Source organism: Halioglobus japonicus (genome assembly GCF_001983995.1).
In the GTDB taxonomy this organism is placed as follows: domain Bacteria; phylum Pseudomonadota; class Gammaproteobacteria; order Pseudomonadales; family Halieaceae; genus Halioglobus; species Halioglobus japonicus.
Genome location: NZ_CP019450.1, coordinates 2,172,839 through 2,199,017, shown reverse-complemented (window position 1 = coordinate 2,199,017; position 26,179 = coordinate 2,172,839). Strand labels below are relative to the sequence as shown.

Below are 26,179 nucleotides of genomic sequence, written 5' to 3'. Positions count from 1 at the left end.
AACACTTGCAGTAAGCCAAGCCGGGCCAGTGTGCGTATTAACCCTTAATCGGAGCTGAAACCATCGGGATACACCTATGACCACATTGCGCGAAATCATCCGCGTTAATCGCACCCCTGACGAGGCCTTTACCTACGTGGCCGATTTTACCACCACGGCTGAGTGGGACAGTACCGTGCGTACCGCCCGCAAACTGACCGATGGCCCAGTGGGGTTAGGCACCCGTTTTCTGGTGAACTGTAAGCTGCCTGTGGGCTCTGTCGACCTGTCCTATGAAATACTGGAGTTTCAACCTCCCGAGCGCCTGGTGCTGGTCGGCCATAGTCGCCTTTTCACGGTGGAAGACACGATCACTTTTGTGCCCAAGGGCGAGCAGACAGAAATCATCTATCAGGCCGCCTTCGAATTCTCGGCACTGCTGCGCTCAGGTGCAGCCATCGCCCAGCCCGGCCTGCAGCGTATGGGCAAGGCGTCGGTAGAAGGTCTGCGCGCGGCGCTAGAGGAGATACCTGAAGCACCCGACACTGCCCCTGAAAGCCTGTCGGGACTTGCTTCCATCGCCTCTGTTGCGCGGTTCTCCAAGCTCGGGTACCGGCGTGCCAAGGGGAATTTCGCGCCCATGTCTGCGGACATACGTGACCGCCACATCGTCCTGACAGGCGCGACCGCAGGGCTAGGCCTTGCCACAGCCAGAGATCTGGCCGCGCGCGGCGCGCACCTGACCCTGGTGATTCGCAATGCCGAGCGGGGTGAGGCGCTGCGCGAGACGCTCACTGCCGAGACAGATAATCAGAACATCCGCATTGAAGTGGCAGACCTGAGTTTGCTGGGTGACACCCAGGCGCTCGTTAACCGACTGCGCAAGCGCGGCGAACCCATCGACGTCTTGATCAACAACGCCGGCGCCCTGTTTCCGGAGCATGGCCTGACCGAGGAAGGGCATGAACGCAGTACCGCACTGCTACTGCTCTCACCGTGGATGCTCACCCTGGGACTACACTCATTGCTCGCAGGCAGGGAAGATTCCAGAGTCATCAATGTGGTCTCTGGTGGCATGTACACCCAGCGCCTGAGCACAGCGGCCCTGCAGGACACCAGCGGTACCGACTACTCCGGGCCTGTCGCCTACGCCCAGGCCAAGCGGGCGCTGATGATCGTGACCCAACACTGGGCAGAAGAATGGGCCGAGGACGGCATTACCGTTAACGCCATGCATCCGGGCTGGGCAGACACTCCCGGCGTCCGGGACTCCCTGCCCCGTTTTCACCGCCTGACCAGACATATTCTGCGCACCCCAGAAGAAGGCGCCGATACCATTATCTGGCAGGCCGTCGCCCCCGAAGCCGCCGAGCTCAGCGGCGAATTGCTGCTGGACCGACAGCCACAGCCACTCTATCTGAACACCAAAACCCGCGAGGACGAACTGGAGCGACAGCGCCTGATGCAGTACCTCGATGGGTTCAGGCCGCAAATCCGCGCCTCACGGCGCCGGGCAGCGCCGTGACTGCACCGGTCATTTACTGGTATCGACGTGATCTGCGCCTAGACGATCTACCCGGCCTGCAAGCCGCGGCCGCCCAGGGCAAGGTGATTCCGTGTTTTGTTCTCGATGACGATAGTCCGGGAGCCTGGGCACCGGGCACCGCCAGCCGCTGGTGGCTGCATCACAGCCTCGCGTCGCTTGAAGCGGCCTTTAGCGCATTGGGTAGCCAATTTGTCGTCCTCAGGGGCGATACGGCCGAGACGCTGGCCTCACTGGCCAGGACCACCGGGGCCAGCGCTGTGTTTTGCAGCGAACGCTACGAACCCTGGGGACGCCAGACAGATCAGCTCACCCGCGAACTGCTCCAGCAGCAGGGCGTTGAGATGCACACCTACCCCGGTGCGAGCCTTGTTCATCCCGAAGCACTGCGCCGCCCCGACGGTGGTATTTACAAGGTTTACACACCCTTCTGGCGACGTTTGCGCCAGTGCAAGATAGCCACCCCCTTACCTGCGCCAGCCGCATCGAGCTTCCACGACGGCGGATTACGATCACTTGCATCAAACAAATGGAACCTGATCTTAGGCGATCAAGACTACAACGCAGCCATGACCCAGCCCTGGGAGCCCGGTGAAGCGGGCGCCCAGCGCCGCCTGCAGATGTTTCTCGAACGTCACGTGCAGCACTACGATGCCCAACGCAACCTGCCTGCCGAAGACGCCTGCTCACGCCTTTCGCCCCATTTTCATTTCGGCGAGGTGTCGCCGCAGCAGGTCTGGCACGCCGCGGCGTGCCTGGGACCAGAAGCCGATGGGTTCCTGTCGGAAGTGGCGTGGCGGGAGTTCAACTACCATCAACTCTACGCGCACCCCACCATGCCAGAAGTGGCGCTGCGAGAGCCGTTCCGCGCGTTTCCCTGGTCGCCCCGGGAGGATTTGTTCGACGCGTGGCGGGCGGGCCAGACAGGATATCCACTGGTGGATGCCGGCATGCGCGAGCTTGCTGCCACCGGGTTTATGCACAATCGCGTGCGCATGGTGGCAGCGTCATTCTTGTGCAAGCACCTGCTCATTCCCTGGCAATGGGGCGCGCGCTGGTTTTGGGATCAGCTGGTAGACGCAGACCTCGCTAACAACAGCGGTGGCTGGCAATGGGTGGCAGGCTGCGGACTGGATGCCGCGCCCTACTTTCGGGTCTTCAACCCCATACTGCAGAGTGAGAAATTCGACGGCGCTGGGGCGTATCTACGGAAGTGGGTACCCGAACTGAGGGAGCTGGATAGCAAGCAGGTCCACAAGCCGTGGACCGCACCGCTACTCGCGCCCGATTATCCGCCACCGATTGTTGATCACAGTGACGCCAGGGCTGCAGCCCTCGCGGCCTGGGACACGATTCGTCAATCAGCGTAACGGTAGCGGATGACGACGTCCTGACCTTTTCCCCGTTCATCGGGAATATTACTGACGCCGGCAAACATGACCAGGCGCCGCTCACTGTCGTAAGCAAGCTCTATCGGCTTGACCAGCATCGACAGCCACCACGCGTCCAGTGTTACCGACAAGCAGGTCATGCCATCGTCACAGCTATTGGGGATATTCACCGCGCGCATCATCAAGGGCTTGTTGCGCCCCAGTACGAGGAACGGAAACGTCACCCCGTCACCGGTGCGCAAATCGTCCCAGCGCTCGCGGACATAATTGTCGAAACCCGCATCGACAACCACACCCGGCTCTATGATCTGCGGCGTAGTCATGGTTCGCCCGCGCCGGATATCGTGCATGCTCACCATAGGTGCGGGCAGCGCGAGGGTGTAATCCAGTGACTTTACGCCAATGGTCTCGCCGTCGGGATCGACATAGGTAATTTCACACAAACGGCCATCGGCGTTGCAGTGATGCAGTTCGCGGTAAAGCAACTCGTCGCCATCCGGAGAACGCGCCTCACCAACAATATCGGGGGTGATCGCGGTGGCCGAAGCGCCACCCACCCACGTTGCAACTATGAGACTAGCAAGTGCCGCGCGCATGATCACTCTCCCCTGCCAAACGTTGCACCAGGTACTGCGCCAACAGCAACAGCAATGGAAACAGTATCGCCCAGGCAGCAATCAGCACAGTGGCACTGAGCGCTGGTGCCGCCAACGACACATCGCTGAGGCTGGCGCCCAGACGATAGCTGCCATAGCCACCCACTCCACCTATAACTGCCGCCAGCCACAGGTGCTCACGCAGGCCCGCAAAGGCATGGCTCAGGGTACTGGCAAAGGCCGGCCACAGGGCCGAGAGCCAAAACGGCGGCGCACCGCTGGCCGTAAGCAGCACCCCGCTGGCAAACATGATCTGGTCAAGCAGGAAGCCGCCAACGGTCACCAGAGCAATCAGCTGTACCTCAGCTCGCGCGGGACGGAACACGGCCACATGCAAGACCAGGTAAGCGAATGTTGCCACCCACGACCAGAGGTCATGGTGCAGCATGACCGCGGCAAACCAGCACAGGTTGAACAGCGTGCCATTGACTACCTTGCGGGCCACGTCGCTCATTGCTGAAAACGATAGCCCGGCTTGGCCATGGTGATTTGCACGGTACTGATGATGCGCTCGCGGAAGCCACCCTCGCAATAGCACAGGTAGAACTCCCACATGCGCTCAAAGGTGCGGTCAAATCCCTGCGCTGTCACCTCCTCACGCGCGGCGAGAAAGCGCTCGCGCCAGTCGGCCAGCGTACGGGCATAGTCGAGAGTAATATCCCTGAGATTAACGATTTGTAAATCTGTGTCGCGGGCCAGATGTCCTGAAATGACTTCAATAGACGGCAGGCCACCACCGGGGAAGATATAGCGCTTGATGAAGTCGACACTGTCGCGGGCCTGACTATAGCGCTGGTCCTGTACCGTAATGGCCTGCATGGCAAACAAGCCACCGGGCTTGAGAAGATGACTGCAGCGGCTGAAATACTCACCGTAGTACTGGTGGCCGACTGCCTCGACCATTTCAATCGACACCAGCTTGTCGTACTGACCCTGCAATTCGCGGTAGTCCCGACACAGCACTTCGACCTGCTCCTGTAGGCCCGCCGCCGCAACCTTGTCACGCGCGTACTCGTACTGTTCTTGGGAGATCGTGGTGGTCGTTACTTTACAGCCGTAATGCGTGGCGGCGTGAATTGCCATGCCGCCCCATCCCGTACCGATCTCCAGCAGGTGATCCTCTGGCGTCAGTTCCAGCTGCTGACAGAGTAGATCCAGCTTGTGCACAGCAGCCTCTTCCAACTCTGCGTCAGCACGGGGGTACACCGCAGCGGAATACATCATGGTTGGATCGAGAAAGAGGCTGAAGAAATCATTGCCCAGATCATAGTGGGCCGAAATATTGCGCGCCGAACCTGTTTTGCTGTTGGCATTCCCAATATGCATCAGCTTGCGCACCAACTTCTTGGACCAGGAAGCATTGCTGTCAATGGTCTGCATGGCCTGCATATTGGCACTGAACAGGCGAATGACCGCCACCAGATCCGGCGAGCTCCACAGCCCCTGCATATACGCTTCCCCGGAACCAACAATACCCGAGCGCAACAGGCTGGCAAACACCTCTTCAGAGTGCACGTGAACCACCGCCTCGGGACCGTTGCCCGGGCCAAACACCCGGCGGCTGCCCTCTTCCACCACAGTAAGCGTTCCAGTGCTGATTCCCTCCAACATTCGCATGACGATACGGCGGGAAAAAGCTCCACCGCGCCAGTGCTCGCGTAGAGTCGGGAGGCGGACAAAGCGGACACTAGGATTACTCATACAATTTCTCGCTCTTGGAAACGTGGGGATGGGGAATAAAGGGCACACCCTTTAGCCAGAGGCGCAGGGCCTGCCAGTAAATGCCGAGGGCGACCTGAGCAGTCATAAAGGGATACAGCAGCAGGTGGCGGGCAAAATTCCAGGGCGTCGCAGGCTGACGCTCAAGGTGCAGCGTGGCGTCAAACTCTTTGCTGCCGCGACGCAGATTGGCCAGGTGCAGCACCAATTTCTCACCCGGGACATTGGCGCGCCACCGATAACGCATGTCCATCGGCATAAAGGGCGAGACGTGCATGGCTTTGTCAAATTCGGTTTCCTGCCAACCAGGCCGGCCACCCGCAGGTAGCACGTAGGCGTGGCTCTGATCCCAGGGGGTGCTTGTCACTTCAGCGACCGTGTAGCGGAGCACACCCTCTTCGTCGAAGCAGTAGTAGCAGCTGATAGGGTTGATCAGGTAACCGAAGTACCTGAGATTGGCCAGCATACACACCCGACCAGAAAAGGATTCACCGCTGAAGCGTTCGACTTCTGCGATGACCGCTTCTTTGAGCGGCACCCGGGGATCACCGAGAAAATCTTCGCGACGAAACCGTGCCAGCGCTGGCCGCTTGGCTGACCATCCTGGCGCGCGAGCCAGCAATTGCGGCAATTCGTCCAGATCCAGAAAAGGCATAAAAACCCGGTAGCGGAAGCTGTGCCCCTTGCCGGTCAGGCGCCGGTGCTGTACCCAGCCGCTATACAGCGCACTGTTCAAGCGGCGCTGCCCAGATTTGCGACCACATTCTCGCCGCCATCAAGGGCCTGGGCTACACGCATCGCCGAAACCACACCGTCTTCGTGGAAACCATTGCGCCAATACGCACCGCAGAACCAGGTTGTATCGCTATTAATTTCATCCCATCGTTGTTGGGCCGCCATGCCCTCAACGGTAAATACTGGGTGATCGTAACTAAACCTGCCCAAAATCTTATGCGGGTTGATGACTTCGCTGTCATTAAGCGTCACGCAAAACGTCTCCGGGGCATCAATTCCCTGCAACATATTCATATTGTACGTGAGCGTCGCCCGCTCGCAATCGGGTTTGCGCAGGTAATTCCAGCAGGACCAAGCCAGGGGGTTGGCAGGGAGGAGCGTGGTGTCAGTATGCAGCACCACGTCATTGCTCTGGTAGGGTATCGCGCTGAGTATCTCGACTTCGGTATCGCTGGGATCGAGCAGGAGCTTGAGCGCCTGGTCACTGTGGCAGGCAAATACCACCGCGTCGAATTGCTCTTTCCTGCCATTACTGAAGTAAACTTCAGCGCCGCCGACGGTACGCTTCACCCCATCGATCTCTACGCCCGTGCGAATCCTCGAACGGAATGAGTCTACCAAGGGCTTCAAATATTCCCTGGAGCCGCCCTCAACCACACGCCACTGCGGGCGGTTGCGGATATTGAGCAGGCCATGGTTGGCAAAGAAACGAACAAAGAACTCCAGCGGAAAATCCAGCATGACCTGCACGTCTGCCGACCAGATGGCAGAACCCATCGGCACCAGGTAGTAGTCGCGGAATGCGTCACTGTAGCGCTTCTGGGCGAGGTACTCCCCCAGAGTCATACCCGGCGAGAGTCCGCCGGCCTCCAGATCTGCCACAGATTCCTTATTAAAGCGAAGGATATCGCGGACCATGCGCAGAAACCTGGGCGACACCAGATTGCTCCGCTGGGCGAACAGGGTATTGAGACTGGAACCGGCGTACTCGAGCCCGCTGTCTCGATCACTGAGACTGAAACTCATGCGCGTTGCCTTATTACTGACGCCCAGTTCGTCCAACAGGGCAATAAAGTTTGGGTAGGTCCAATCGTTGTAAACGATGAAGCCGGTATCTACCGCATAGCGGCGTCCTCCGAGGGCAACGTCCACCGTCGCGGTGTGGCCACCGATGCGCTGCTCGCGCTCCAGCACATGAACTTGGTGGTTTCTATTGAGGTAATGGGCGCATGCCAGACCCGATATACCAGAACCAATCACCGCTACTTTCATAGGCTCCCTGCATTAACCCTGTGAAATTCAAGGATGTTTACGCGAATCAACGGCTTGCGGATCAATACTGGAAGAAAATTGGACAAGGGGTGATCCAGAATAAAAGATCGCGCGTACTTTGAGACATACGTGCTAGACTTGGATAAAAATCAGTGACTTACACGGGAGCTAAGGCACCTATGGCCAGCAGCATCGGGATAGATTCAACCGGTCGCAGAGATGATGAGTGGAGCCAGTGCCTGCAACTTGTTGCAGACAATCAGGATCGAGAAGCGTTTTCTCGGTTGTTTGGTCATTTCGCCCCGCTGATCAAGGCATTCGCAATTAATGGCTCTGCCCTCGCGGCGGCCCACGCGGAAGAACTGGTCCAGGAAGTGATGATCAAGGTTTGGCAGAAGGCGAGTGCATTCAACCCGCACAAGGCCGCAGCCAGCACCTGGATTTACACCATTGCACGTAACTGCCGCACCGACATGTACCGGCGCCTGCAGAAGTTTGACACGCCGCTCAGTGCCGACGACATCTGGCCGGACAGCGAGACCGACACTGAAGAGCTCTTTACCGCCGTGCAACAAAAGCGCGACGAAGCCAAAGTGAGAGATATGTTGCAGCAACTGCCTCATGAACAGTCGCTGATTCTCACCAAGGTATACATGGAGGGCAAATCGCACAGCGAAGTATCCGAGGAACTTGACCTCCCCCTCGGTACGGTTAAATCGCGCGTGCGGCTTGCAATGAAAAAACTACAACTGACAGCTGAAAGACATTGACCATGGCTATGCATCACCCAGACACACGACTGTTGAACGAATACGCCGCAGGCACGCTGCCGCTGGCGCAGTCCGTATGTATCTCACTTCACCTGAATTATTGCGACCAGTGCAAACGCACCGTGCACAAGCTTCAAAAAATGGCCGCCGCCATGTTTGAGGATCTTTCGCCAAAGCAGGTAGACGACTCGTTGCTCAGCACCGTGTTTGCCCGAATTGACGAAGAGCCGGAACCACTGCGTTACGCACCACCGGCGCAAACTGAGGACGGCTATCCTTCGCTGGTGCAGCGTCTCATGCACCGTGACTACCACGATTTGGAATGGCAGCGCATTAGCTCTAATCTGCGCATCAGCCGCCTGCGTACGGGCGATCAGGACAATGAGTTTGCGCTGTATCACATTAAGGCCGGCGGCACGATTCCTACCCACACGCACAAGGGTAATGAACTGACACTGGTACTGGAGGGCGGTTTCTCTGACGACGAGGGCCACTATACCCAGGGCGATTTCCTGTTCCGCGACGCGTCGCATCAGCACAACCCGACCGCTGACCAGGACGGCGACTGCATCTGTATCGGCGTACTGGATGCGCCGATCAAATTTACCGATTGGAAATACCGCGCCGTTAATCCGTTCCTCAAGCTACGCGCTGAATAACGGCTACAGATTTCACACGAGGCTTCCGGGTGGTCACTCCCCCGGGAGCTTTTTTTTTGGCCAATAAAATAGTGGCCAAGCAACGCAACCACAGGCAGAATCCGGGCTCTTCCCAGTTATCCAGCAATCTGATTACAGTGGAAGTGCGTATCTTCAAACAAACAAACTAAGGACCCGAGCATGAATGCGATTACCTCCCCGGCCCTGAACAGGGAAGCCGATTTCTCCCCTGAAGCACTCGCCGTACGCGAGGCGCTGATTGCTCACGGCCTGGAGACTCCGCTGGTAGCCAACGGGCTCAGCTCTGAAGAACAGTACAAACGCCTGCAGCAATCGTTCACCGACATCATGAACGTGCTCGGCCTGGACCTGCGCGATGACAGCCTGAGCGAAACACCCCACCGCATGGCCAGCATGTACCTCAATGATTTGTTTGCCGGGCTGGACTACGGCACATTTCCCAAGATTTCCTCCATCGAAAACAAGATGGGTGTGGATGAAATGGTGCTGATTGATGATATTGAACTCATCTCCACCTGCGAACACCACTTTGTGACCATCGATGGGTTTGCCCGCGTGGCCTATGTGCCCAACGAGCGCGTTATTGGCTTGTCCAAGATCAATCGCCTCGTGCGCTTCTTTGCCCGCCGCCCGCAGGTGCAGGAGCGACTGACCCGGCAGATTCAGGTCGCCCTGCAAACCCTACTGGAAACCGATGACGTAGCGGTGCTGGTGCAGGCCACCCATTACTGCGTGAAATCGCGGGGCGTTATGGACGCCAGCTCATCGACCCGCACTCAGGCACTGGGCGGCGTGTTCAGAACCAACGACAATGAGCGCCGCAGCTTCCTAGGCTGAGCGCTCTTCCATATCCAGCATCAGGCGGGTCAGGAGTATGCGGCTGATCCGCCACTGCCCGTCCTCAAGCCGATACTCCTCGTGATAATGACCGAATCCGGTCAGCGTCATTGCAGGCATTTTTACCATATCCTGCATTGCCCAGACACCGCGGGCAGCACTCGCATCCAACACCGTGATTTCAGGCATATGCCCGTAATGCACCGTCTCGGCATACTTGAGCGCCTTCTGAATCATGGCGAGATACTCAGCTCTGCTTGAGGTATGGGGCCCGGGAGCGGCGGTAAAATCTGCATCGAGATCATCGCAGAAGCACTCGCCAAGACCCTCCCAGTCCTTGGTGTCTAAACACCTGAAGTACTTCGCCTTCAGGGCCTTGATCTCTTCAATAGCGAGAAGCCGTGTGATGTGTTCACTCATGCTGTCAATCTATCATCGCCCGCCAACTCATCCACCTGGCACTCGTGCGAAACCGGCGGTTACCCTGATTCTGGGCAGGAAGTCAGACCACCGCCCATGCTTATTGAGTGACCACACGGGCTGGGCTTCGCTGAGTCATAGACTATGAAGGGCCCTTTCTTGCGTAGCTGTACAGCCCTAGTCCTATGAGTCCGAATAACAGCGTCAGTCCCAAAACGCCAAATACCTTGTTCGCCGTGGCATCTCCCAGCCACTGCAGATAGTGTATTTTATACAGCGTATTCAACCACCGTGAATCGTTCCCCTGCTGCCTCAGGCTTAATCGATCCCAGTCCAGGGTTATGACCACCCCTGTATCTGTTGTAACAACGCTATCTTCAACCGAGATAATCTCTCCGTAACGGGAGCGGTTTTGTTCGGTGGCATCCTTGACCAACAGCGCTATCGCTTCGTCTGTGGGCGGCTCTATCAGCTGCAGGGTGTACGGATCGAGGTGACTGACTTGATCGCCGCGATGGGCGATCAGGTGATATCCCAGTATGGTGCGCAGTAGCTGAAAGTGCTCCCACTGCGAGCCGGGGGGAAGCGTCAGTGCCTGTTCGATGGGATAGAGTTTGGGAGCGAGTTGTTCGTAGGCGCCTTCGTAGCCGGGCTTGGTCAGGAACACGGCCCCGGTAAAGGCCCAGAGCAGCAGAGGTATGGACATCAGCAGCCCGATCAGGCTGTGCCAACGCGCGGGTTTCATCGACAGGATTCCTTCAGGTGATAGCGCTCAGGCAGCGGCGCGCGGCGGTGTGTGCTCCTCGACGGGGTCTTCCTCGCGCAGGCGAATCGGACCCATTTTTTCAGGGAACTTGCCTTTGGCCTCGGCATAAAAATCGCGGAAGTAATCCATATCCAGTTTCACATCACCGGTGGGCATAATGCCGGCGCCAAACCCACCGCGCTTGCGACCAAAATCAAGCATGGAAGGCACGATGGGCACGTTGGCCTGGCGGGCAATGTGGTAGAAGCCGGATTTCCAGTATCCCACCCGGTCCCGGGTACCCTCTGCGGGCACAACCAACACCAGTTCACGCGCCTTGGTCAGAGCCTCGGCCATCGCACAAACCACACCATTACTGCTCTTGCGATTGATCGGCAGACCGCCCAGGCCACGCATCACCCAGCCCATAGGTGGGCGGAACAGGCTGTGCTTGGCCATCCATTGAATTTTGATGTCAAATGCCGCCGCGAACAGCAGCATCAGGGGAAAATCCCAGTTGGATGTATGCGGTGCAGCGATAAGTACATAGCGCTCGTGGACAGGCTTGGCCCCTTCCAGGCTCCAGCCCATCCAGGCCAGCAATTTCCTTGCGATTGTCTGTTTCATGTTCCGGGTCTCTTGCGGGGCGCGGATACTAGCAGAAACTAACCTGAATTACCTGCGGTGCTTTGCCAGGTAGCGATCCAAAGCATTGGCGAATTCCATCTTATCACGCTCGCCCAGCGCGGGCGGGCCACCCCGAACTTCGACCGCAGAAGCGCGCATGGTGTCCATGAAATCGCGCATATTGAGACGTTGGCGAATGTTATTGGCGGTAAATTGCTCGCCCCGGGACGACAGCACCCCCGCGCCCTTCTCGATGACTTCCGCCGCCAGCGGAATATCAGAAGTAATCACCAGGTCACCAGCCTGGACTTGCTGGGCAATATAGTCATCGGCGACATCGAAACCCGATGCCACCTGGCGAGCAGTGATCCAGGGAGACGCGGGAACGGGGATCAGGTGGTTGGCCACGAACACCAACGGGCATTCAACCCGCTGGGCGGCGCGACACAGAATATCCCTGATCACCTTTGGACAAGCATCCGCGTCTACCCAGATCGTCAGACTCACAACTGCGGGATCTCCGCAAGATCGATGGGCAGTTCAGCGCGGCCAATGCGAGCGGCGCGTTCCTGTAATGTCGCCTCTGCTTCCTCCACGCCTATCATGATGACGAAACGCTTCTCGCGAATACCCTGCAGCAGATAGCGTGCCAGCTCGTCCAGATCCTGTACCTCAAGCGTCACCCCGGCAGCCTCCATGGCCACCTTGAAATCGGCCACGGTGGGCACCGGATCATAAGGCTTCTCACGCGCCAGTTCCTGCGGTCGGTTGCGGTCGGTTGTCCAGATACCTGTGTCCAGCAAACCGCCCGAGGGATAGAAGATCGATGCGCCGAGCTTGGTCTCCTCGCTCTGCAGCTGCGCCGCCAGGCATTCGCTGATACACGATACGGCAGCCTTGCTCGAGGCATAGACGGACTGGTAGGGCAGCGGTGAGATACCGCCGTCGCCGGACGAGGTGTTAATAATATGGCCCTCTTCACCACCTTCGATCATACGCGGTACGAAAGCGCGAATCCCGTTCATTACCCCGCCCACGTTCACACCATGCACCCAGGTCCAGTCATTCTCGGTGGTTTCCCAGACATTGGCGGAAGGTGCTGCTACGCCGGCATTGTTAAATAAGAGGTGGCACACGCCGTAGCGCTCATACACACTGTCAGCCAGGGCATTGACGGAGGCCTGACTGGAAACATCGGTGACAACACCACTAATCTCGCCAGCGCCTTCAAACTCGGCCAGCACTTTATCCAGCGCGCCCTGCTCCACATCGCCGACGACCACGCGAGCACCCGCGGCCAGCAATTCCTTGACGATTGACCGCCCAATTCCTGACGCTCCACCGGTGACCACGGCGACCTTGTTACTGAAGTCCTGCATACGCTCATTATCCTATGTTATTGGCTTGAAGAAACACCCTATCGCTGAATTGGCGTCCGGGGCCAGCCGATGCCGCTCCGCTGGCGACGGTTTCTGCGATTGGTTTACAAAGATATGCAGCTAACGCTACACAATTCGGACAAGGCACAGTGGCGCGCCAAATACCGCACCACATTCCCCCGCGCGCATTGTTTTGCGTAATTGAGGCAGGTTAGTATGCAGACTATTCGATCGCTAAGGGGCACCAGCACGTTGTGATTCAGGAACTCACCGTTCATGTGACCGGCCGGGGCCTGCATGCCTTCACGTCGCAGGTTCACCCCGTCATCGCTAAATCCGGCGTCGACGAAGGATTGTGCACGCTATTTATCCAGCACACATCCGCCTCCCTACTCATCCAGGAAAACTACGACGACTCAGCGCGGATCGACCTTGAAAACTGGATGAACCGGCTGGTCCCGGAACACGATTCACTCTACACCCATACCCTCGAGGGCGCTGACGATATGCCAGCGCACATTAAAAGTGCCCTCACCGCCACCCAAATCAGCATCCCCTTTCAGCGCGGCGAGCTCATGCTCGGCACGTGGCAAGGGATTTTTCTCTGGGAGCACCGCCATCATCATGGCAGCCGCAGAGTCATTCTTCACATTTAGCCCGTGTCACCTATGCCTATTCTGAGATTTCTGCCCCTCATCGCCATCGTTTCCCTCAGTGCCTGTCGACTGGATGTCGCCGTTGATGGCGGTGGAACCGTGACGTCAGATTCCGGCAAGATCAATTGCCAAAACAGTGGCGGCCGCTGCCAGGGCTGGTACGGCTCGCCCCAACCGGAAACCGAAGTCCTGTATGCCGAGCCGAGCAACGGCCAGCAATTCCTCGGCTGGAGCGGCGCCTGTACAGGTGCCGCACCAAGCTGCAACGTCAGCATCGGAGCGACCTCCAGTGACTTCGAGGTGCGGGCCCACTTTCAAGCAGGTCCCGGTGCGGTTCTCCAGGTATTCCCTGCCATAGGTGGCATCGTCAGTTCAGCGGATAACCGCCTTGACTGCGCCGTCGATTGCGCTGCGGCCTACGCCACTGGCACCCAGGTAACGCTCACCGCCACACCGATCACAGGGTATACCTTTAACGGCTGGAGTGGCGCCTGTGCTGGTGCCGCAGGCACCACCTGTGTTATCGCTGCGGGGAGCGAGGAGATACAAGTGGCGGCCACCTTCAGCGGCAGCCCCGCCCAGAGTGACGAATTCGTCAACTTTGAAAGTGGCCAGGTACGTCCGCTGGCCCTCTCACCGGATGGCAACCGGCTGTTCGCCACCAACACCCCGGCCAATACGCTGGAAATTTACGCCGTCAGCGGCAACCAGCTGACCTTTGAGGCGACCGTCCCCGTGGGCCTGGAACCGATCGCCGTGGCCGCCCCAGACAACGGCGAGGTATGGGTGGTCAACCACCTGTCCGACTCTGTCAGTGTGATCGATTTGTCTGACGAGATGCCCCAGGTGGTACGCACACTGCAGGTAGGCGATGAGCCCCGTGACATCGTGTTTGCCGGACCCGGTGGCAATCGCGCCTTCATCACCAGCGCAAGACGCGGCCAGAATACCGGCTACCCGTTGGAAGAATATCGTACCCCGGGGCTACCCAGGGCCGACGTATGGGTATTTGATCGCAGCAGCGAGGACTACCTCAACCAGGGCCTGCCGCTCACCCTGATCAACCTGTTCGGCGACGTACCGCGCGCCCTGGCCACCAACGCCAGCGGTAGCCGTGTCTATGCAGCGGTATTTGCTTCAGGCAACCAGACCACCACACTGATGAACGCACCGGCTGTCGATACTGCCAAAGCAGCACCGCAGGCAGATGTTCACGGCGACCCGCAGCCCGCCACCGGTCTCATCGTCAAATACGACGGCCAGGCCTGGGTAGACGAGGCCGGCACCGACTTCAGCGACCGGATGCGCTTTTCACTCCCCGATTACGATGTCTTCGAGATTAACGCCAATGCTGCTACGCCGGTGGAAATTAATCGTGCCAGTGGCGTGGGTACCACCCTGTTCAACATGGCCTTTAACCCGGTACGCCAAGAGCTGTATGTCACCAATACCGAAGCCCGTAATGAAGTGCGCTTTGAAGGGCCCGGCACCATCAGCGCCACGGTGCGCGGCCATATCGCCGACAGTCGCATCAGTGTCATCAACGCAGCCCGCGAGGTGCAGGCCGTCGACCTGAACCCACACGTCGATTACAGCCTGCCGCAAGGATCCGCTATTGCGCCCGCTGACAAAGCCCTGAGCCTCGCCCAGCCGGTAGGCATTGCAGTATCCCCCGATGGCGAGCAAGTCTTCATTGCAGCCATGGGCTCCAACAAGGTTGCGGCTATCGAGACGGATGCATTGGCGCAAGGGTATCAGCCAGCGGCTTCCGACCAGGTGACCATACCAGGGGGCGGCCCCACCGGGTTGGCGCTGGACGCAGCCGGGCGCTATTTGTATGTACTTGCCAGATACGACAACAGCATTGCCGTCGTCGACACGCAGTCGCTTAACATCGCCTCCAGCGTCGCCATGGCGAATCCCGAGCCCGACCATATTCGCCGCGGTCGCCCGTTCCTGTATGACGCCACGCTCACCTCCAGCAATGGCACCACTTCCTGCGCCGCCTGCCACATCTTCGGCGATACTGATCACCTGGCCTGGGACCTGGGCAACCCTGACGAGGAGGTGGTTCCCAACCCCCTCAACTTCGCCCGCACCGGCGTGCCGGACCCGGGGGCCACCTTCCACCCCATGAAAGGGCCAATGACCACCCAGACATTCCGGGGCATTAACGACTCCGGCCCGATGCACTGGCGCGGCGATCGCACGGGTACCAACCGGGTAATGGTGAACGGGCAGCTGGAATCAGTTGAGGCCGCCGCCTTCAAGGAATTCCGCGGCGCATTCGTCGGGCTGCTGGGGCGCGAGGAAGAACTCGATGAATCCGACCTGCAGGCGTTCACGGATTTCGCCCTCACCCTGATGTCACCCCCCAATCCGTTGCGGGCACTGGACAACAGCCTCACAGCATCCCAGGAGCTGGGCGAGCACATTTACTTCAATGAAATTACGACCGGTGGTGAACTGGTGTGTAACGACTGTCACACACTCAACCCGCTGCAAAACCAGTTTGGCACCGGCGGCGAAGTCAGTGATGAGGGCCCCGGTATTACTGAGGACTTCAAGGTCCCCCACTTCCGCAATCTCTATACCAAGGTCGGTATGTTTGGGCTGTCGCCCGGCGGATTCGTGGCCCCCTCACCCTTCATGGGCGATCAGGTGCGTGGCTTTGGCTACCTGCACGACGGGGCCCTGGACACGCTCGACAACTTTTTCTCTGCGATCCAATTCAATCTCTTCAATAACGATGAACGCCGCTTCGCGATTATCGATTTCGTGATGGCTTCGGACAGCAATCTTGCGCCCGTGGTCGGCCAGCAGGTCACCGTCGACGGCAGCGGGCGCTATATCACCGCCTCCGCGCGGCTCGACCTGCTCATTGAGCGCGCGCTTGCATCCACGGCACGACCCGAGTGCGATCTTCTCGCCCAGGGTGTTATTGAAGGGCAGGCGCAAGCGGCCTTGCTCCGCCGCGATGGCTTCTTCCATCTGGGAGATCCTGAGGCCGCCCCACTGACCATTGGCGCGGTAAAACAATTAGCCAAGCAGCCAGGGCAGGCGCTGACATTTACCTGCGTTCCACCCGGCACGGGGTTTAATGCACTTTAAGCGCCTGTCCGTCTGGGTTTAGTCCAAACTCAATCTTGCTTTTTTCAGGTATTTACACCATTAATGTTGATAATCATTCTCGTTTTTATTATCTTTAGCGGCCTGATCTCGTCATACCGTTAAGGTAGGCGCATACAACACCAACCAGGGATATAACATGACTTCAATCGTCAAACGCACGGCAGCACTGTCTGCCGCCGTTCTACTGGCCACCGGCTGTAAATACGACTTCGAGAGCGCTTTCGACAGTGGCAGCGCCGTTTCCTACTCGGGGCAGACCAAGCGCCACGTACTGATCGAAGACCTGGTGGACGAAATTCTCGCCCTGCCCGCGCGCCCTGTTGCCGGCAATATCAATGTCGCCAGCCAGCTCAACTTCTATTTTGACTACGATGGCGGCACCTCCGACGGCCTGATGCACAGCTTTGCCATCGACGGCGAAAGCCTGCTGCAGGACGGCACTTACGGTGGCATCTCTTCCGGTAAAAACCTGTCTGGAAAAATCGCAGGCAACGACCCTGCGTTGATTAATGGCGAGTTTTTCGGCTGGGAACTGGGCATGGACGCAGACCCTACTCCGGAAGAACTGGTTGACTACTTCTTCGCAGAAGTTGATGCAGAAGCCAAGTCTGCCGCCATCAACCTTGTCACCGCAGGTGGCCCCGCCTCTATCACTACGCCATACATCAGTCCTGAAGGTCACGACTATCGTCAGCTGATCCAGAAATTCCTGCTGGGTGCTGTGGCGTTTTCACAGGGTACAGGCGACTACCTGATGACCGATTTCCGCGCAACCAATGTGCAGGAAGAAGGCCAGGGCTACACTGAAGGTGGCCACAATTGGGATGAGGCATTTGGCTACTTCGGCGCCGCCCGCAACTACCCTGATTACACTGACACTGAACTCGCCCAGAAAGGCGGCCGTCCCGAATTCGCGGGATACAACGATCGCAATGGCGACGGCGTTATTGACCTGATGGGTGAATACAACTTCGGCAACTCCACCAACTGCGCCAAGCGCGATCTGGGTACGGCCGGCAACACGAACCCCACCGATTTTACCACCGACGTATTCAACGCATTCTTCTACGGCCGCTTTGCGCTGAACGCCGCCGCCAACCTGGGCACAATGGGCAACACCGAGGTGGTGCTCATTGATGCCATGGCCAAGCAGGCCTCTGTAGTGTGGGAAAAGTGCATCTCAGCAACCGTTGTGCACTACATCAACGACGTCATCGGTGATATGAACAACTTCTCCAACGGCCAATTTGCTGATGAAGCCAACTTCACTGATCTGGCCAAACACTGGGCGGAAATGAAAGGCTTCGCATTAGGACTGCAGTTCAACCCGCGCTCTCCCTTTCGTACCGGCGATGTACAGGGCATTAACCTGAACAGCCTGAAAACTGCGCTGGCCCTGATGGGCGATGCTCCGGTACTGCCTGACGGCACCCAAAACGGCGTCGCTTACGCTGGCGGCACCGAGCAATACATTACTGACCTGCTAGAAGCACGAGACATTCTTGAACAAGCCTATGAGTTCGATCCTGAAAATGTTGCAAACTGGTAATTCCTTCCCCTTCCCCCACAGCGGCCGCATTGCGGCCGCTGCTGTTTTAAGCCTTACCCTGACTGCATGTGCCGGCGGCGGCAGTGACGGCGACGATCCAGTCCCCGTACCTGGTCCTGAAGGCTTTGACTACTTCGGTGTCTTCGTAAATCTCGTCGATGGCTACATTCTGCCCAACTACAACAGCCTGGCTGACAGTAGCGCAGAACTGGCTTCGGCCGCGGGGCGCCTGCAAAACTATTGTGACGCTATTGGCAGCGCTGACGAGAACGGCGCAAGGGACGATGCCCGTCAGAGCTGGCGTCAGGCTATGGATGATTTCCAGCGCACGGAACTGCATCAGATAGGCCCTGCGACCTTTGATGCAGGCGCACTGCGCCTGCGACTGACGACCGCCAGCGATACTAATTTCAGTACCTGTGGCGTCGATCAGTCTGTGGTACTGGGACAATCTGCGGATTTTGATCTGACCACCCGCCTCAATAACCAGAAAGGCCTGGTCGCAGTCGAGTACCTGCTTTTCAATGAGGATTTGCGCCACACCTGCCCAACCCAAATCCCCGAAACTGCGGATTGGGACCAGCGCGACGCCGACCAGCGCAAGCAATGGCGCTGTGAACATGCCATCCGTCTCGCCACTGATATAGCAAATGCGAGTGCTGAACTCGCTGCGGCCTGGCAGATTGAGGGCGGTAACTACCGCGCTGAATTCGCCCACCCTGACAACAATGAAGAGGTGCTGGGCCAGCTTTCCGATGCGCTCTTCTACATTGAGGCCGATGTCAAAGACCGCAAGCTCGGCCCGACCCTGGGATTGCACAGCAGCTGCAGCCAGCCCGCCTGCCCCAACTTTGCTGAATCTCCCTATAGCCAGACCTCACTCGACAATATTGAACAGAACCTGGTGAGTTTCCGTGAACTGTTCAGCGGTGGCGAGGGGCTTTCATTTGATGACATCATCGCTTCCGAGGGTTTCCCCGACATTGCCGAGCGCATGCTGAGTGAAGTGGACGATGCCCTGAACCTGCTGGACACCATCGACAGCTCACTCCTCGAACAGGCAGAGACGCTAGTCGCCACAGACAACGCCGCAGGCTGCGCCAACAGCGCCGCCAACCCTGATGCCGATCAGTCACAATCCGCCTGCGCCCTGCACGGTTATCTCAAGCGGGTCACCGATAGCCTGCGCACCGACTTCGTCACTATCGTTAACCTGGACTTACCTGACAGGGTGCAATCCGACAATGACTAAACGAACGATCCCACTGGCCTTACTCAGCCTGGCCTACGCCTCGCAAAGTGTCGCGCAGGAACCGCCTGAGGTTACGCCACTGTATGAGGAGGTCCTGGTGACCGGCGGTGCCGATGCCATCCGTACACTGTCCGGCTCCGCCAGCTTCATCGACGAGGAAAGTATCCGCGCCTTCGACAGCACTGATCTCAACGAACTGCTGGGCCAGGTGCCCGGCGTCTATATCCGTTTCGAAGACGGCTACGGCCTCCGCCCGAATATCGGCATACGCGGCGCCACCTCGGAACGCAGCCAGAAGATTACGCTCATGGAGGACGGGATGCTCATCGCACCAGCGCCCTACTCTGCGCCGGCGGCCTACTATATTCCCAACGTCAATCGCATGGCGGCGGTGGAAGTGTTCAAGGGACCTGCCGCCATTCCCTACGGCCCACACACGGTGGGAGGCGCACTGAATCTGGTCTCGCCAAAGGTACCGGAAGACGCCAGAGGTGAGCTTGATCTCGCAGCCGGGAGCGACGACTACCGCAAAGTTCGCGCCCGCTATGGCGACACGGTTGGCCAGTTCGGCTACGACATCGACGTGCTCCACTACGGCGCCGATGGCTTCAAGCAACTGGACAGCGGCGGCGATACCGGCTTTCGACGCAACGACGCCAATCTGCGCCTGATGTGGCGCTCGGCTGACAACGCCGAGCTGGACCAGCAATTGGAGCTGAAGCTCGGCTATGCCGATGAAGACTCTGACGAGACCTACCTCGGCCTGACCGACGACGATTTTGGCGCAGATCCCGATCGCCGCTACGTGGCCAGCGAACTCGACACCTTCGAATCGGAGCACCGCCAGGCGCATCTGCTACACAGTCTATCCGGGGCCGAGCACTGGGACGTGTTTACCACCGCCTATGTCAATCAGTTCGATCGCAGCTGGAATAAATTCGATGGGTTTATCGATGGTCAGCCGCCATCGCTGGTACTGGCATACCCCAATATTTTTATCGATGAGATGGCCTTGCTGCGGGGCGAGGCGTTCTCTGACCCCGATGATGAATCAACCATCATCGACGTGACCAACAATGATCGCGAATATGGCTCCAGCGGTATCGAGTCCCGCCTTACCTGGCGCCTCAGTGTCGGGGAGACCGAGCACCGGCTTCGAACCGGCCTGCGCTACCACTACGACTACGTGAAACGCGACCACAAGGTGCGCGGCTACCTCATGACCGCCGAGGGTCTGGTCACGGACGGCCTGGGTGAGCGCTACAAAAAAGCCCTGAACAAGGCGGAAACCGATGCCTGGTCGGGCTTTGTTGAAGACGAAATGCAATGGGGCGACTGGAAATTCAATGTAGGTGTGCGCTACGAGCACATTGAAGGCGAATTTGATAATGAGCTGACCGACACCCGCAGCGACAATTCTGAGTCAATTGTATTGCCCGGCGCCGGACTCTTTTACCAATGGACCGATGACATCGGCTTCCTGCTCGGCGTCAACAAGGGTTTCTCTCCTGCCGGCCCCGGTGCCGACGACAGTGTCGACCCAGAAGACAGCGTCAACTACGAGTACGGTGTGCGATTTACGCGCGACACCATGCAGTTCGACCTGATTGGCTTCTTCAGCGATTACGCGAATCTGTTGGGACGCTGCCGTGTCTCAGACCCCAGCTGTGAAGTGGGCGAAGAATTCAACGGGGGCGAGGTCGAGATTTCGGGTGCTGAAGTCACCGCAAACTATGTCGGTGCCTGGGTCGATGGTCTGACCTTCCCGGTCGAGCTGAGCTACACCTACACCGAGTCTTCCTTCCAGAACAGCTTCCTGTCGGACTTCTCGCAGTGGGGACTGGTGCGCGCAGGCGACGAGCTGCCCTACACCCCCGAGCATCAGGGGCGGCTGCAGGTCGGCGTCGCCAATTACCGCTGGAGCGTTTACGCGGCGGTGAAGTACATCGGCAAAATGCGCGAACTCCCCGGCCAGGACAGTTTCAATACAGCGACCTCAACGCGCTCGCTCACCACCTGGAACCTGTCCGCCAACTACGACATTACCGAAGACCTGACCCTGCGGCTCATCGGCGAAAACCTCAGTGACGAACGCGAAATCGTGTCCCGCCGTCCCTTCGGTGCCCGTCCGAATCAACCTCGAGTCTTGAAAGTCGGCGTCAACTACCGGTTCTGATGGATACGCTGGCCACTGCTCTGATCAGCGCCCCGGGAGATACTCTCGCGGCGCTTTGGAGCCTGCCGCTGGATCCTGGCAAGCGCCTGTTCTGGGGCTTTTTGCTGAGCAGCCTTATACTGGGGTGGCTGGTACTCGCCTGGCGACACGGAACGCTGCGACCCGGGCGCTATTGAACAAGACCTTGCCGGCAGGTTACTGGCGCCATCCGTCACACCTGGTCGATCTCGGACTTTTGCTGCTTAACACCCTGCTGCGCCTTGCGCTGCTGGTGCCACTGTTTGGCGGCCATGTCCTGGCGACGCTATGGGTAGCGCGGCTATGGCAGGGGCAACTGGGCAGTGCGCCCGAGCTGGCCTGGCACGGCGCCGCAATCATCGCCTGCTACACCTTCGCATTTTTCCTGCTCGAAGACCTGAGCCGCTTTGGCCTGCACCGTGCCATGCACCGTGTACCCCTGCTGTGGCGACTGCACCGTGTTCACCACAGCGCTGAAGTACTCAGCCCACTGACCCTGCACCGGGTTCACCCCATGGAGATGGCGCTCTACTATCTGCGAGGCATGCTGGTGTTCGGCGCCGTGAGCGGTACTTTCGTCTGGCTGTTCGGTCGTCAGGTCGACGGTATCGATATCCTCGGCGTGGACGCCCTGGGCTTCCTGTTCAATGCGGCCGGAGCCAACTTGCGCCACTCACCCGTATGGGTAGGTTTCGGACACCTCGAGCGGATCTTCGTCAGCCCGGCCCAACACCAACTGCATCACAGTGCTGCAGCAGCACACCAGGACCGAAATTTTGGCACCTGCCTCGCCATCTGGGACCGGCTCGGTGGGACCTGGTTGCCAGCCGGTCGGCCACAAACCCTGAGCTTCGGTCTCAAGTCATCTGAGAGCCCGACGGCAGTGCCTGCCACCTGAGTATCCCTTACAATCATGGGTATAATATCTGCTCCGCCATGTCGAAAATTTCGCGCCGAATACATTGATTTATCTGCAAGTTATCTTGAGTTGTGAAAACAAAAAATCTCGGGTGGCTTTATTCGCCACATGAGCAGCGAAGTTCAGTGGTTTATCGAAGGCTACTTCAAAGGCCTCGGCATGCTAACTCGCGTAGCCGTCAACCGCTTTCCCTTTCAGATAGGGCGCAAGCCGGGGATTAACTTCACCGCCACCAGTCGCAAGACGTCCCGCCTGCACGCCGTCATGGAGCGCCGCGACCGTCAGCTCTACCTGCGTGACACAGACAGTCCAATGGTACCTATGTCAATCGACGTCGCCTGCGCGGCGAAGAGCCTCTATCCCATGGCGACGTCGTGCACTTTACAGATTTCGAAGCTCGCCTCATTCCTGAGCGCGGTGCAGCAACCGCAGAACCCGACAGTGACATGACCGTCACCAGCATGCCGGCGCTGCCCAAGAACCTTGCCGTCGGTATTCGCGAGCTGCAGGAGTTGCTCGACCAAAAGATGGTCGAACCTGCGTTCCAGCCGATTGTGGCCTGCATAGAAGGCAATCCCATCCACGCCTATGAAATACTGGGGCGCGGCACCCATGAGCGCCTGTCGCCCTTCCCCGGCCCACTGTTTTACATTGCCGAGAGCATCTCCGGCCTGGCCCTGCAGTCAAGCCACCTGTTTCACATTTGCGGGCTGGAAATCGCCTCTGGGCTGCAGGCTAACGCGCCCTTCTTCATTAACATTCATCCGGATGAGCTGCGCAATATTCCTGACCTGCTCGCGCAGTGCCTATCCCAACCTCGAAATCGTGCTCGAGATTCACGAGAGAGCGGTGTCCGACATCGACCGGATGAAACACCTGCAGGTCGAGCTTCACCGGCTCGGCATCGGCCTCGCTTACGACGATTTCGGTGCCGGCCAGGCGCGTCTAATGGAACTCATCGAGGCCCCGGCAGACTATCTGAAGTTTGATATGAACCTGATCCGCAAGATCGACCAGGCTGAACCCAAGCGCTTTGAGATGGTGAGTATGTTTGTCGATATCGCCAAGAAAGTCGGCAGTAAAACCATTGCCGAGGGCGTGGAAACCGCCGGTGAGGCCGAGGCCTGTCAAAGCATGGGTTTCGACTTTATCCAGGGTTATTACTACGGCCAGCCCACCCAGGGGGCTTTACCTCACCTGCGGCGCCAGAGCTGGTATGATACGCAGCAATGACCACAACACCTCACACCCTCGCACCCGTATCGGCTGACCTATTGCGTCAGCGGCTGGCGAGTATCCTGCCGGCACACTGCCTGATCGAAGAGACCGAAGCCCAGCGTCCCTACGAATGCGACGCACTCTCCCTGTATCGAGAACTACCGCTGTTTATCGCGCTTCCGGAAACCGCTGATCAGGCTCAGGCAGTATTGCAGTGTTGCCATGAACTGGGCGTGCCAGTCGTGCCCCGCGGCGCAGGTACCGGACTGACGGCGGGCGCCATGGCGCACCCTGAGGGTGTATTGCTCGGCCTTGCCAAGCTCAACCGTATTCTCGACATCGACCCGGTGGCGCGGACCGCGCGGCTGGAACCGGGCGTGACCAATCTGGCGATTTCCGAGGCGGCCGCAGAGCATGGACTCTACTACGCGCCGGACCCGTCCTCGCAAATCGCCTGCACCATTGGCGGCAATGTGGCCGCCAATTCCGGTGGCGTCCACTGCCTGAAATACGGACTCACCACCCATAATCTGCTGGCCGTGGAGATGCTGACCGTAGAGGGCGAGCGAGTGACACTGGGGGGCGATGGCCTGGACGGCCCGGGCCTCGACATGCTGGCCATTATCACCGGCTCGGAAGGCCTGCTTGGCGTTACCGTGGAAGTCACGGTCAAACTCCTGCCCAGACCGGAAATCGCCCGCGTATTGCTCGCCGGCTTTGACTCGGTCAGCGCGGCGGGCGACGCCGTCGGTGCCGTAATCGCCGCCGGCATCATACCCGGCGGTTTGGAAATGATGGACGCACTGGCGCTGCAGGCAGCGGAAGATTTTGCCAGGGCAGGCTACCCCCGGGATGCCCAGGCATTGCTACTGTGCGAGCTCGATGGCACCGAGGAGGAAGTCGCCCAGCACATCGACGAGGTGAGCGCCATTTTCACGGCGCACGGCGCGACCAGTCTGCGGGTCTCCGAAGATGAAGCCGAGCGGTCGCTGTTGTGGAAGGGGCGGAAGTCCGCGTTTCCGGCGGTCGGCAGAATGTCGCCAGACTACTACTGCATGGACGGCACTATTCCCCGCCACCAGGTCTCTCATGTGCTGGAAGAAATCAGTCGCCTGTCAAAAAAATACGACCTGCGCGTCGCCAATGTTTTCCACGCCGGCGACGGCAACCTCCACCCGCTCATCATGTACGACGCCGCCGACCCCGCCCAGGTGACCCGGGCGGAACAATTCGGCGTCGACATTCTCGAGCTCTCAGTGGCGGTGGGCGGTGCCATTACCGGTGAGCACGGTGTGGGGCTGGAAAAGCTCAACCAAATGCACGACCAGTACGGTGAGAGCGAACTGCACCTGTTTGAGGACATCAAAGCGGCATTCGATCCGCAGCTCACGCTCAATCCCGGCAAAGGCGTCCCCATACTCAAGCGCTGCCAGGAATATCGCGCTCTGCCAGGTAAGCACAACCATGGCTGCTGATACTGCCCTGGGCCTGCAGGAGGCAGTCGTCGAAGCTGCCAGTGACCAACGTCCATTGCGCATCACCGCCGGCGGCACCAAAACCCATGCCGTGGGCAGGGACTGCGAGGGCACACCGCTGAATGTGGGCGGTCATACCGGCATCATCGATTATCAACCCAGCGAGCTGATGCTGCAGGCACGGGCGGGCACGCCCGTCGCTGAACTCGCGGCGGCGGTGGCCAGCGAAGGCCAGGTCCTGCCATTTGAGCCGCCGCGCTACGGCGGCAACGCTACTCTCGGCGGCACCTTGGCCTGCAACTTATCAGGCCCGGGCCGGCCTTGGCTGGGGTCCATCCGCGATGCCACCATGGGCGTCGGCCTGATCAACGGCCGGGGCGAACAACTGGCGCTCGGTGGCAAGGTCATGAAAAATGTGGCCGGTTACGACGCAAGCCGACTCCAGGCCGGGGCATTGGGCTGCCTGGGGCTCATTACCGACGTTACCCTCAAAGTGGTACCGGCGCCGGAACAAACACTCACATTGACCTTCGAGATGGATGCCCAACAAGCCCTGCAAACCATGAGCGAAAAAGCGGCAACACCGCGCCCGCTCACCGCTGCCTGCTGGCTGGATGGCCGACTCTATTTGCGTCTGGCGGGCGCGGCATCAGCGGTGCAGGCCACCGCTGCCAGCTGGGGCGGGGAGACCCTGACTGCTGAGCACCCCTTCTGGGCCGACCTGCGAGATATGAGCCTGCCCTTTTTCAAGGGCGCCCAGCCTCTCTGGCGCCAATCAACCCGAGCCACAGAGCCGCTGCAGGCAGAGACGGGTTGCCTGATCGACTGGGCCGGCCAGCAACGCTGGTACCGCAGCAGTGACGCACCAGCTGTTGAAGCGGGTCACGTCGTATTGTTCGCTGGCGGGGATCGCAACACCGAAGTACGCGGCGAACTCGATCCCGTGCAGCAGCGCCTGCAGCTGAGGCTCAAGCAAACTTTCGATCCGCAGGGGATTTTCAATCCCGGCCGGCTGTACAGCTGGATGTAAG

25 protein-coding genes are annotated in these 26,179 nt (G+C 59.0%); 15 read left to right on the top strand and 10 right to left on the bottom strand.

All coding sequences use genetic code 11. The features are described from left to right. Positions 1-76 precede the first annotated feature (76 nt). The gene (locus BST95_RS10380; protein ID WP_084199281.1) at positions 77-1,504 is read left to right on the top strand and encodes an SDR family NAD(P)-dependent oxidoreductase; all 1,428 of its coding nucleotides are present in this window, start codon (positions 77-79) and stop codon (positions 1,502-1,504) included. After that, on the top strand, positions 1,501-2,892 hold the full coding sequence (locus BST95_RS10375) for a cryptochrome/photolyase family protein (protein ID WP_084199279.1): 1,392 nt from the start codon (positions 1,501-1,503) through the stop codon (positions 2,890-2,892). The genes BST95_RS10380 and BST95_RS10375 overlap by 4 nt, the downstream gene beginning before the upstream one ends. On the opposite strand, the gene BST95_RS10370 is transcribed toward BST95_RS10375, so the two are convergent. The 5 genes from BST95_RS10370 to BST95_RS10350 are packed head-to-tail and all read right to left on the bottom strand — an operon-like array spanning position 2,880 to position 7,295. Further along, a complete protein-coding gene (locus BST95_RS10370; RefSeq protein ID WP_084199277.1) occupies positions 2,880-3,509 on the bottom strand; it encodes a hypothetical protein in 630 nt (209 codons plus the stop codon). The genes BST95_RS10375 and BST95_RS10370 overlap by 13 nt on opposite strands. Then, positions 3,490-4,014 (bottom strand): DUF2878 domain-containing protein, encoded by a 525-nt coding sequence (locus tag BST95_RS10365; RefSeq protein ID WP_180962021.1) that lies wholly within the window; start codon positions 4,012-4,014, stop codon positions 3,490-3,492. The genes BST95_RS10370 and BST95_RS10365 overlap by 20 nt, the downstream gene beginning before the upstream one ends. 5 nt (positions 4,015-4,019) lie before the next feature. Continuing rightward, entirely contained in the window at positions 4,020-5,270 is a 1,251-nt protein-coding gene (locus BST95_RS10360; protein WP_084199273.1) for an SAM-dependent methyltransferase, read from the bottom strand. Further along, positions 5,263-6,024 carry a DUF1365 domain-containing protein gene (locus BST95_RS10355; RefSeq protein WP_084199271.1) on the bottom strand — a complete coding sequence of 254 codons (762 nt, stop codon included), beginning with the start codon at positions 6,022-6,024 and terminating at the stop codon, positions 5,263-5,265. The genes BST95_RS10360 and BST95_RS10355 overlap by 8 nt, the downstream gene beginning before the upstream one ends. Then, complete coding sequence (locus BST95_RS10350; RefSeq protein ID WP_084199269.1) at positions 6,021-7,295, bottom strand: NAD(P)/FAD-dependent oxidoreductase; 1,275 nt, start codon at positions 7,293-7,295, stop codon at positions 6,021-6,023. Before BST95_RS10350 ends, BST95_RS10355 begins: the two co-directional genes overlap by 4 nt. Positions 7,296-7,474: 179 nt before the next feature. Here BST95_RS10350 and BST95_RS10345 point away from each other — a divergent pair, with 179 nt between their 5' ends. The 3 genes from BST95_RS10345 to folE all read left to right on the top strand — a co-directional run bounded on the left by BST95_RS10345 (position 7,475) and on the right by folE (position 9,582). Continuing rightward, the gene (locus BST95_RS10345) at positions 7,475-8,065 is read left to right on the top strand and encodes a sigma-70 family RNA polymerase sigma factor (protein ID WP_084199267.1); all 591 of its coding nucleotides are present in this window, start codon (positions 7,475-7,477) and stop codon (positions 8,063-8,065) included. Positions 8,066-8,067: 2 nt separating this feature from the next. Then, a complete protein-coding gene (locus tag BST95_RS10340) occupies positions 8,068-8,724 on the top strand; it encodes a ChrR family anti-sigma-E factor (protein ID WP_084199265.1) in 657 nt (218 codons plus the stop codon). A 180-nt stretch (positions 8,725-8,904) separates the two neighbouring features. Beyond that, the gene (gene folE, locus BST95_RS10335; RefSeq protein WP_084199263.1) at positions 8,905-9,582 is read left to right on the top strand and encodes a GTP cyclohydrolase I FolE; all 678 of its coding nucleotides are present in this window, start codon (positions 8,905-8,907) and stop codon (positions 9,580-9,582) included. On the opposite strand, the gene BST95_RS10330 is transcribed toward folE, so the two are convergent. From BST95_RS10330 to BST95_RS10310, 5 genes are all read right to left on the bottom strand, one after another. Then, a complete protein-coding gene (locus BST95_RS10330) occupies positions 9,574-10,002 on the bottom strand; it encodes a nuclear transport factor 2 family protein (protein WP_084199261.1) in 429 nt (142 codons plus the stop codon). The two genes, folE and BST95_RS10330, sit on opposite strands and share 9 nt — an antisense overlap. Positions 10,003-10,144: 142 nt before the next feature. Then, complete coding sequence (locus BST95_RS10325) at positions 10,145-10,747, bottom strand: PepSY domain-containing protein (RefSeq protein ID WP_084199259.1); 603 nt, start codon at positions 10,745-10,747, stop codon at positions 10,145-10,147. A 27-nt stretch (positions 10,748-10,774) separates the two neighbouring features. Further along, positions 10,775-11,374 carry a 1-acyl-sn-glycerol-3-phosphate acyltransferase gene (locus tag BST95_RS10320; protein ID WP_084199257.1) on the bottom strand — a complete coding sequence of 200 codons (600 nt, stop codon included), beginning with the start codon at positions 11,372-11,374 and terminating at the stop codon, positions 10,775-10,777. Positions 11,375-11,422: 48 nt separating this feature from the next. Next, a complete protein-coding gene (locus BST95_RS10315; RefSeq protein WP_084201139.1) occupies positions 11,423-11,875 on the bottom strand; it encodes a YaiI/YqxD family protein in 453 nt (150 codons plus the stop codon). 2 nt (positions 11,876-11,877) lie between these two features. Then, the gene (locus BST95_RS10310; RefSeq protein ID WP_066052192.1) at positions 11,878-12,753 is read right to left on the bottom strand and encodes an SDR family NAD(P)-dependent oxidoreductase; all 876 of its coding nucleotides are present in this window, start codon (positions 12,751-12,753) and stop codon (positions 11,878-11,880) included. Between the two features lie 254 nt (positions 12,754-13,007). On the opposite strand from BST95_RS10310, the gene BST95_RS10305 reads away from it, so the two are divergent. The 10 genes from BST95_RS10305 (at position 13,008) to glcE (ending at position 26,178) form a co-directional block, all read left to right on the top strand. Next, positions 13,008-13,409: a secondary thiamine-phosphate synthase enzyme YjbQ gene (locus tag BST95_RS10305; protein ID WP_084199255.1), complete on the top strand. Its 402-nt coding sequence runs from the start codon at positions 13,008-13,010 to the stop codon at positions 13,407-13,409. Positions 13,410-13,421: 12 nt separating this feature from the next. Further along, positions 13,422-16,520 carry a YncE family protein gene (locus tag BST95_RS10300; protein ID WP_084199253.1) on the top strand — a complete coding sequence of 1,033 codons (3,099 nt, stop codon included), beginning with the start codon at positions 13,422-13,424 and terminating at the stop codon, positions 16,518-16,520. A gap of 157 nt (positions 16,521-16,677) precedes the next feature. Then, the gene (locus tag BST95_RS10295) at positions 16,678-18,090 is read left to right on the top strand and encodes a DUF4856 domain-containing protein (protein ID WP_084199251.1); all 1,413 of its coding nucleotides are present in this window, start codon (positions 16,678-16,680) and stop codon (positions 18,088-18,090) included. Next, positions 18,056-19,342 carry an imelysin family protein gene (locus BST95_RS10290; protein WP_084199249.1) on the top strand — a complete coding sequence of 429 codons (1,287 nt, stop codon included), beginning with the start codon at positions 18,056-18,058 and terminating at the stop codon, positions 19,340-19,342. The genes BST95_RS10295 and BST95_RS10290 overlap by 35 nt, the downstream gene beginning before the upstream one ends. After that, complete coding sequence (locus tag BST95_RS10285; RefSeq protein WP_169843910.1) at positions 19,335-21,518, top strand: TonB-dependent receptor family protein; 2,184 nt, start codon at positions 19,335-19,337, stop codon at positions 21,516-21,518. Before BST95_RS10290 ends, BST95_RS10285 begins: the two co-directional genes overlap by 8 nt. 124 nt (positions 21,519-21,642) lie before the next feature. After that, positions 21,643-22,434, top strand: a complete 792-nt coding sequence (locus tag BST95_RS10280; protein ID WP_169843909.1) for a sterol desaturase family protein — start codon at positions 21,643-21,645, stop codon at positions 22,432-22,434. 129 nt (positions 22,435-22,563) lie between these two features. Continuing rightward, positions 22,564-22,905 carry an FHA domain-containing protein gene (locus tag BST95_RS20515; protein WP_084199241.1) on the top strand — a complete coding sequence of 114 codons (342 nt, stop codon included), beginning with the start codon at positions 22,564-22,566 and terminating at the stop codon, positions 22,903-22,905. Between the two features lie 318 nt (positions 22,906-23,223). Next, a complete protein-coding gene (locus BST95_RS10270; RefSeq protein WP_169843908.1) occupies positions 23,224-23,688 on the top strand; it encodes an EAL domain-containing protein in 465 nt (154 codons plus the stop codon). After that, on the top strand, positions 23,685-25,148 hold the full coding sequence (locus BST95_RS10265; RefSeq protein WP_084199237.1) for an FAD-linked oxidase C-terminal domain-containing protein: 1,464 nt from the start codon (positions 23,685-23,687) through the stop codon (positions 25,146-25,148). Before BST95_RS10270 ends, BST95_RS10265 begins: the two co-directional genes overlap by 4 nt. Next, on the top strand, positions 25,138-26,178 hold the full coding sequence (gene glcE / locus BST95_RS10260; protein WP_084199235.1) for a glycolate oxidase subunit GlcE: 1,041 nt from the start codon (positions 25,138-25,140) through the stop codon (positions 26,176-26,178). The genes BST95_RS10265 and glcE overlap by 11 nt, the downstream gene beginning before the upstream one ends. The last annotated feature ends 1 nt before the right edge of the window (position 26,179 follow it).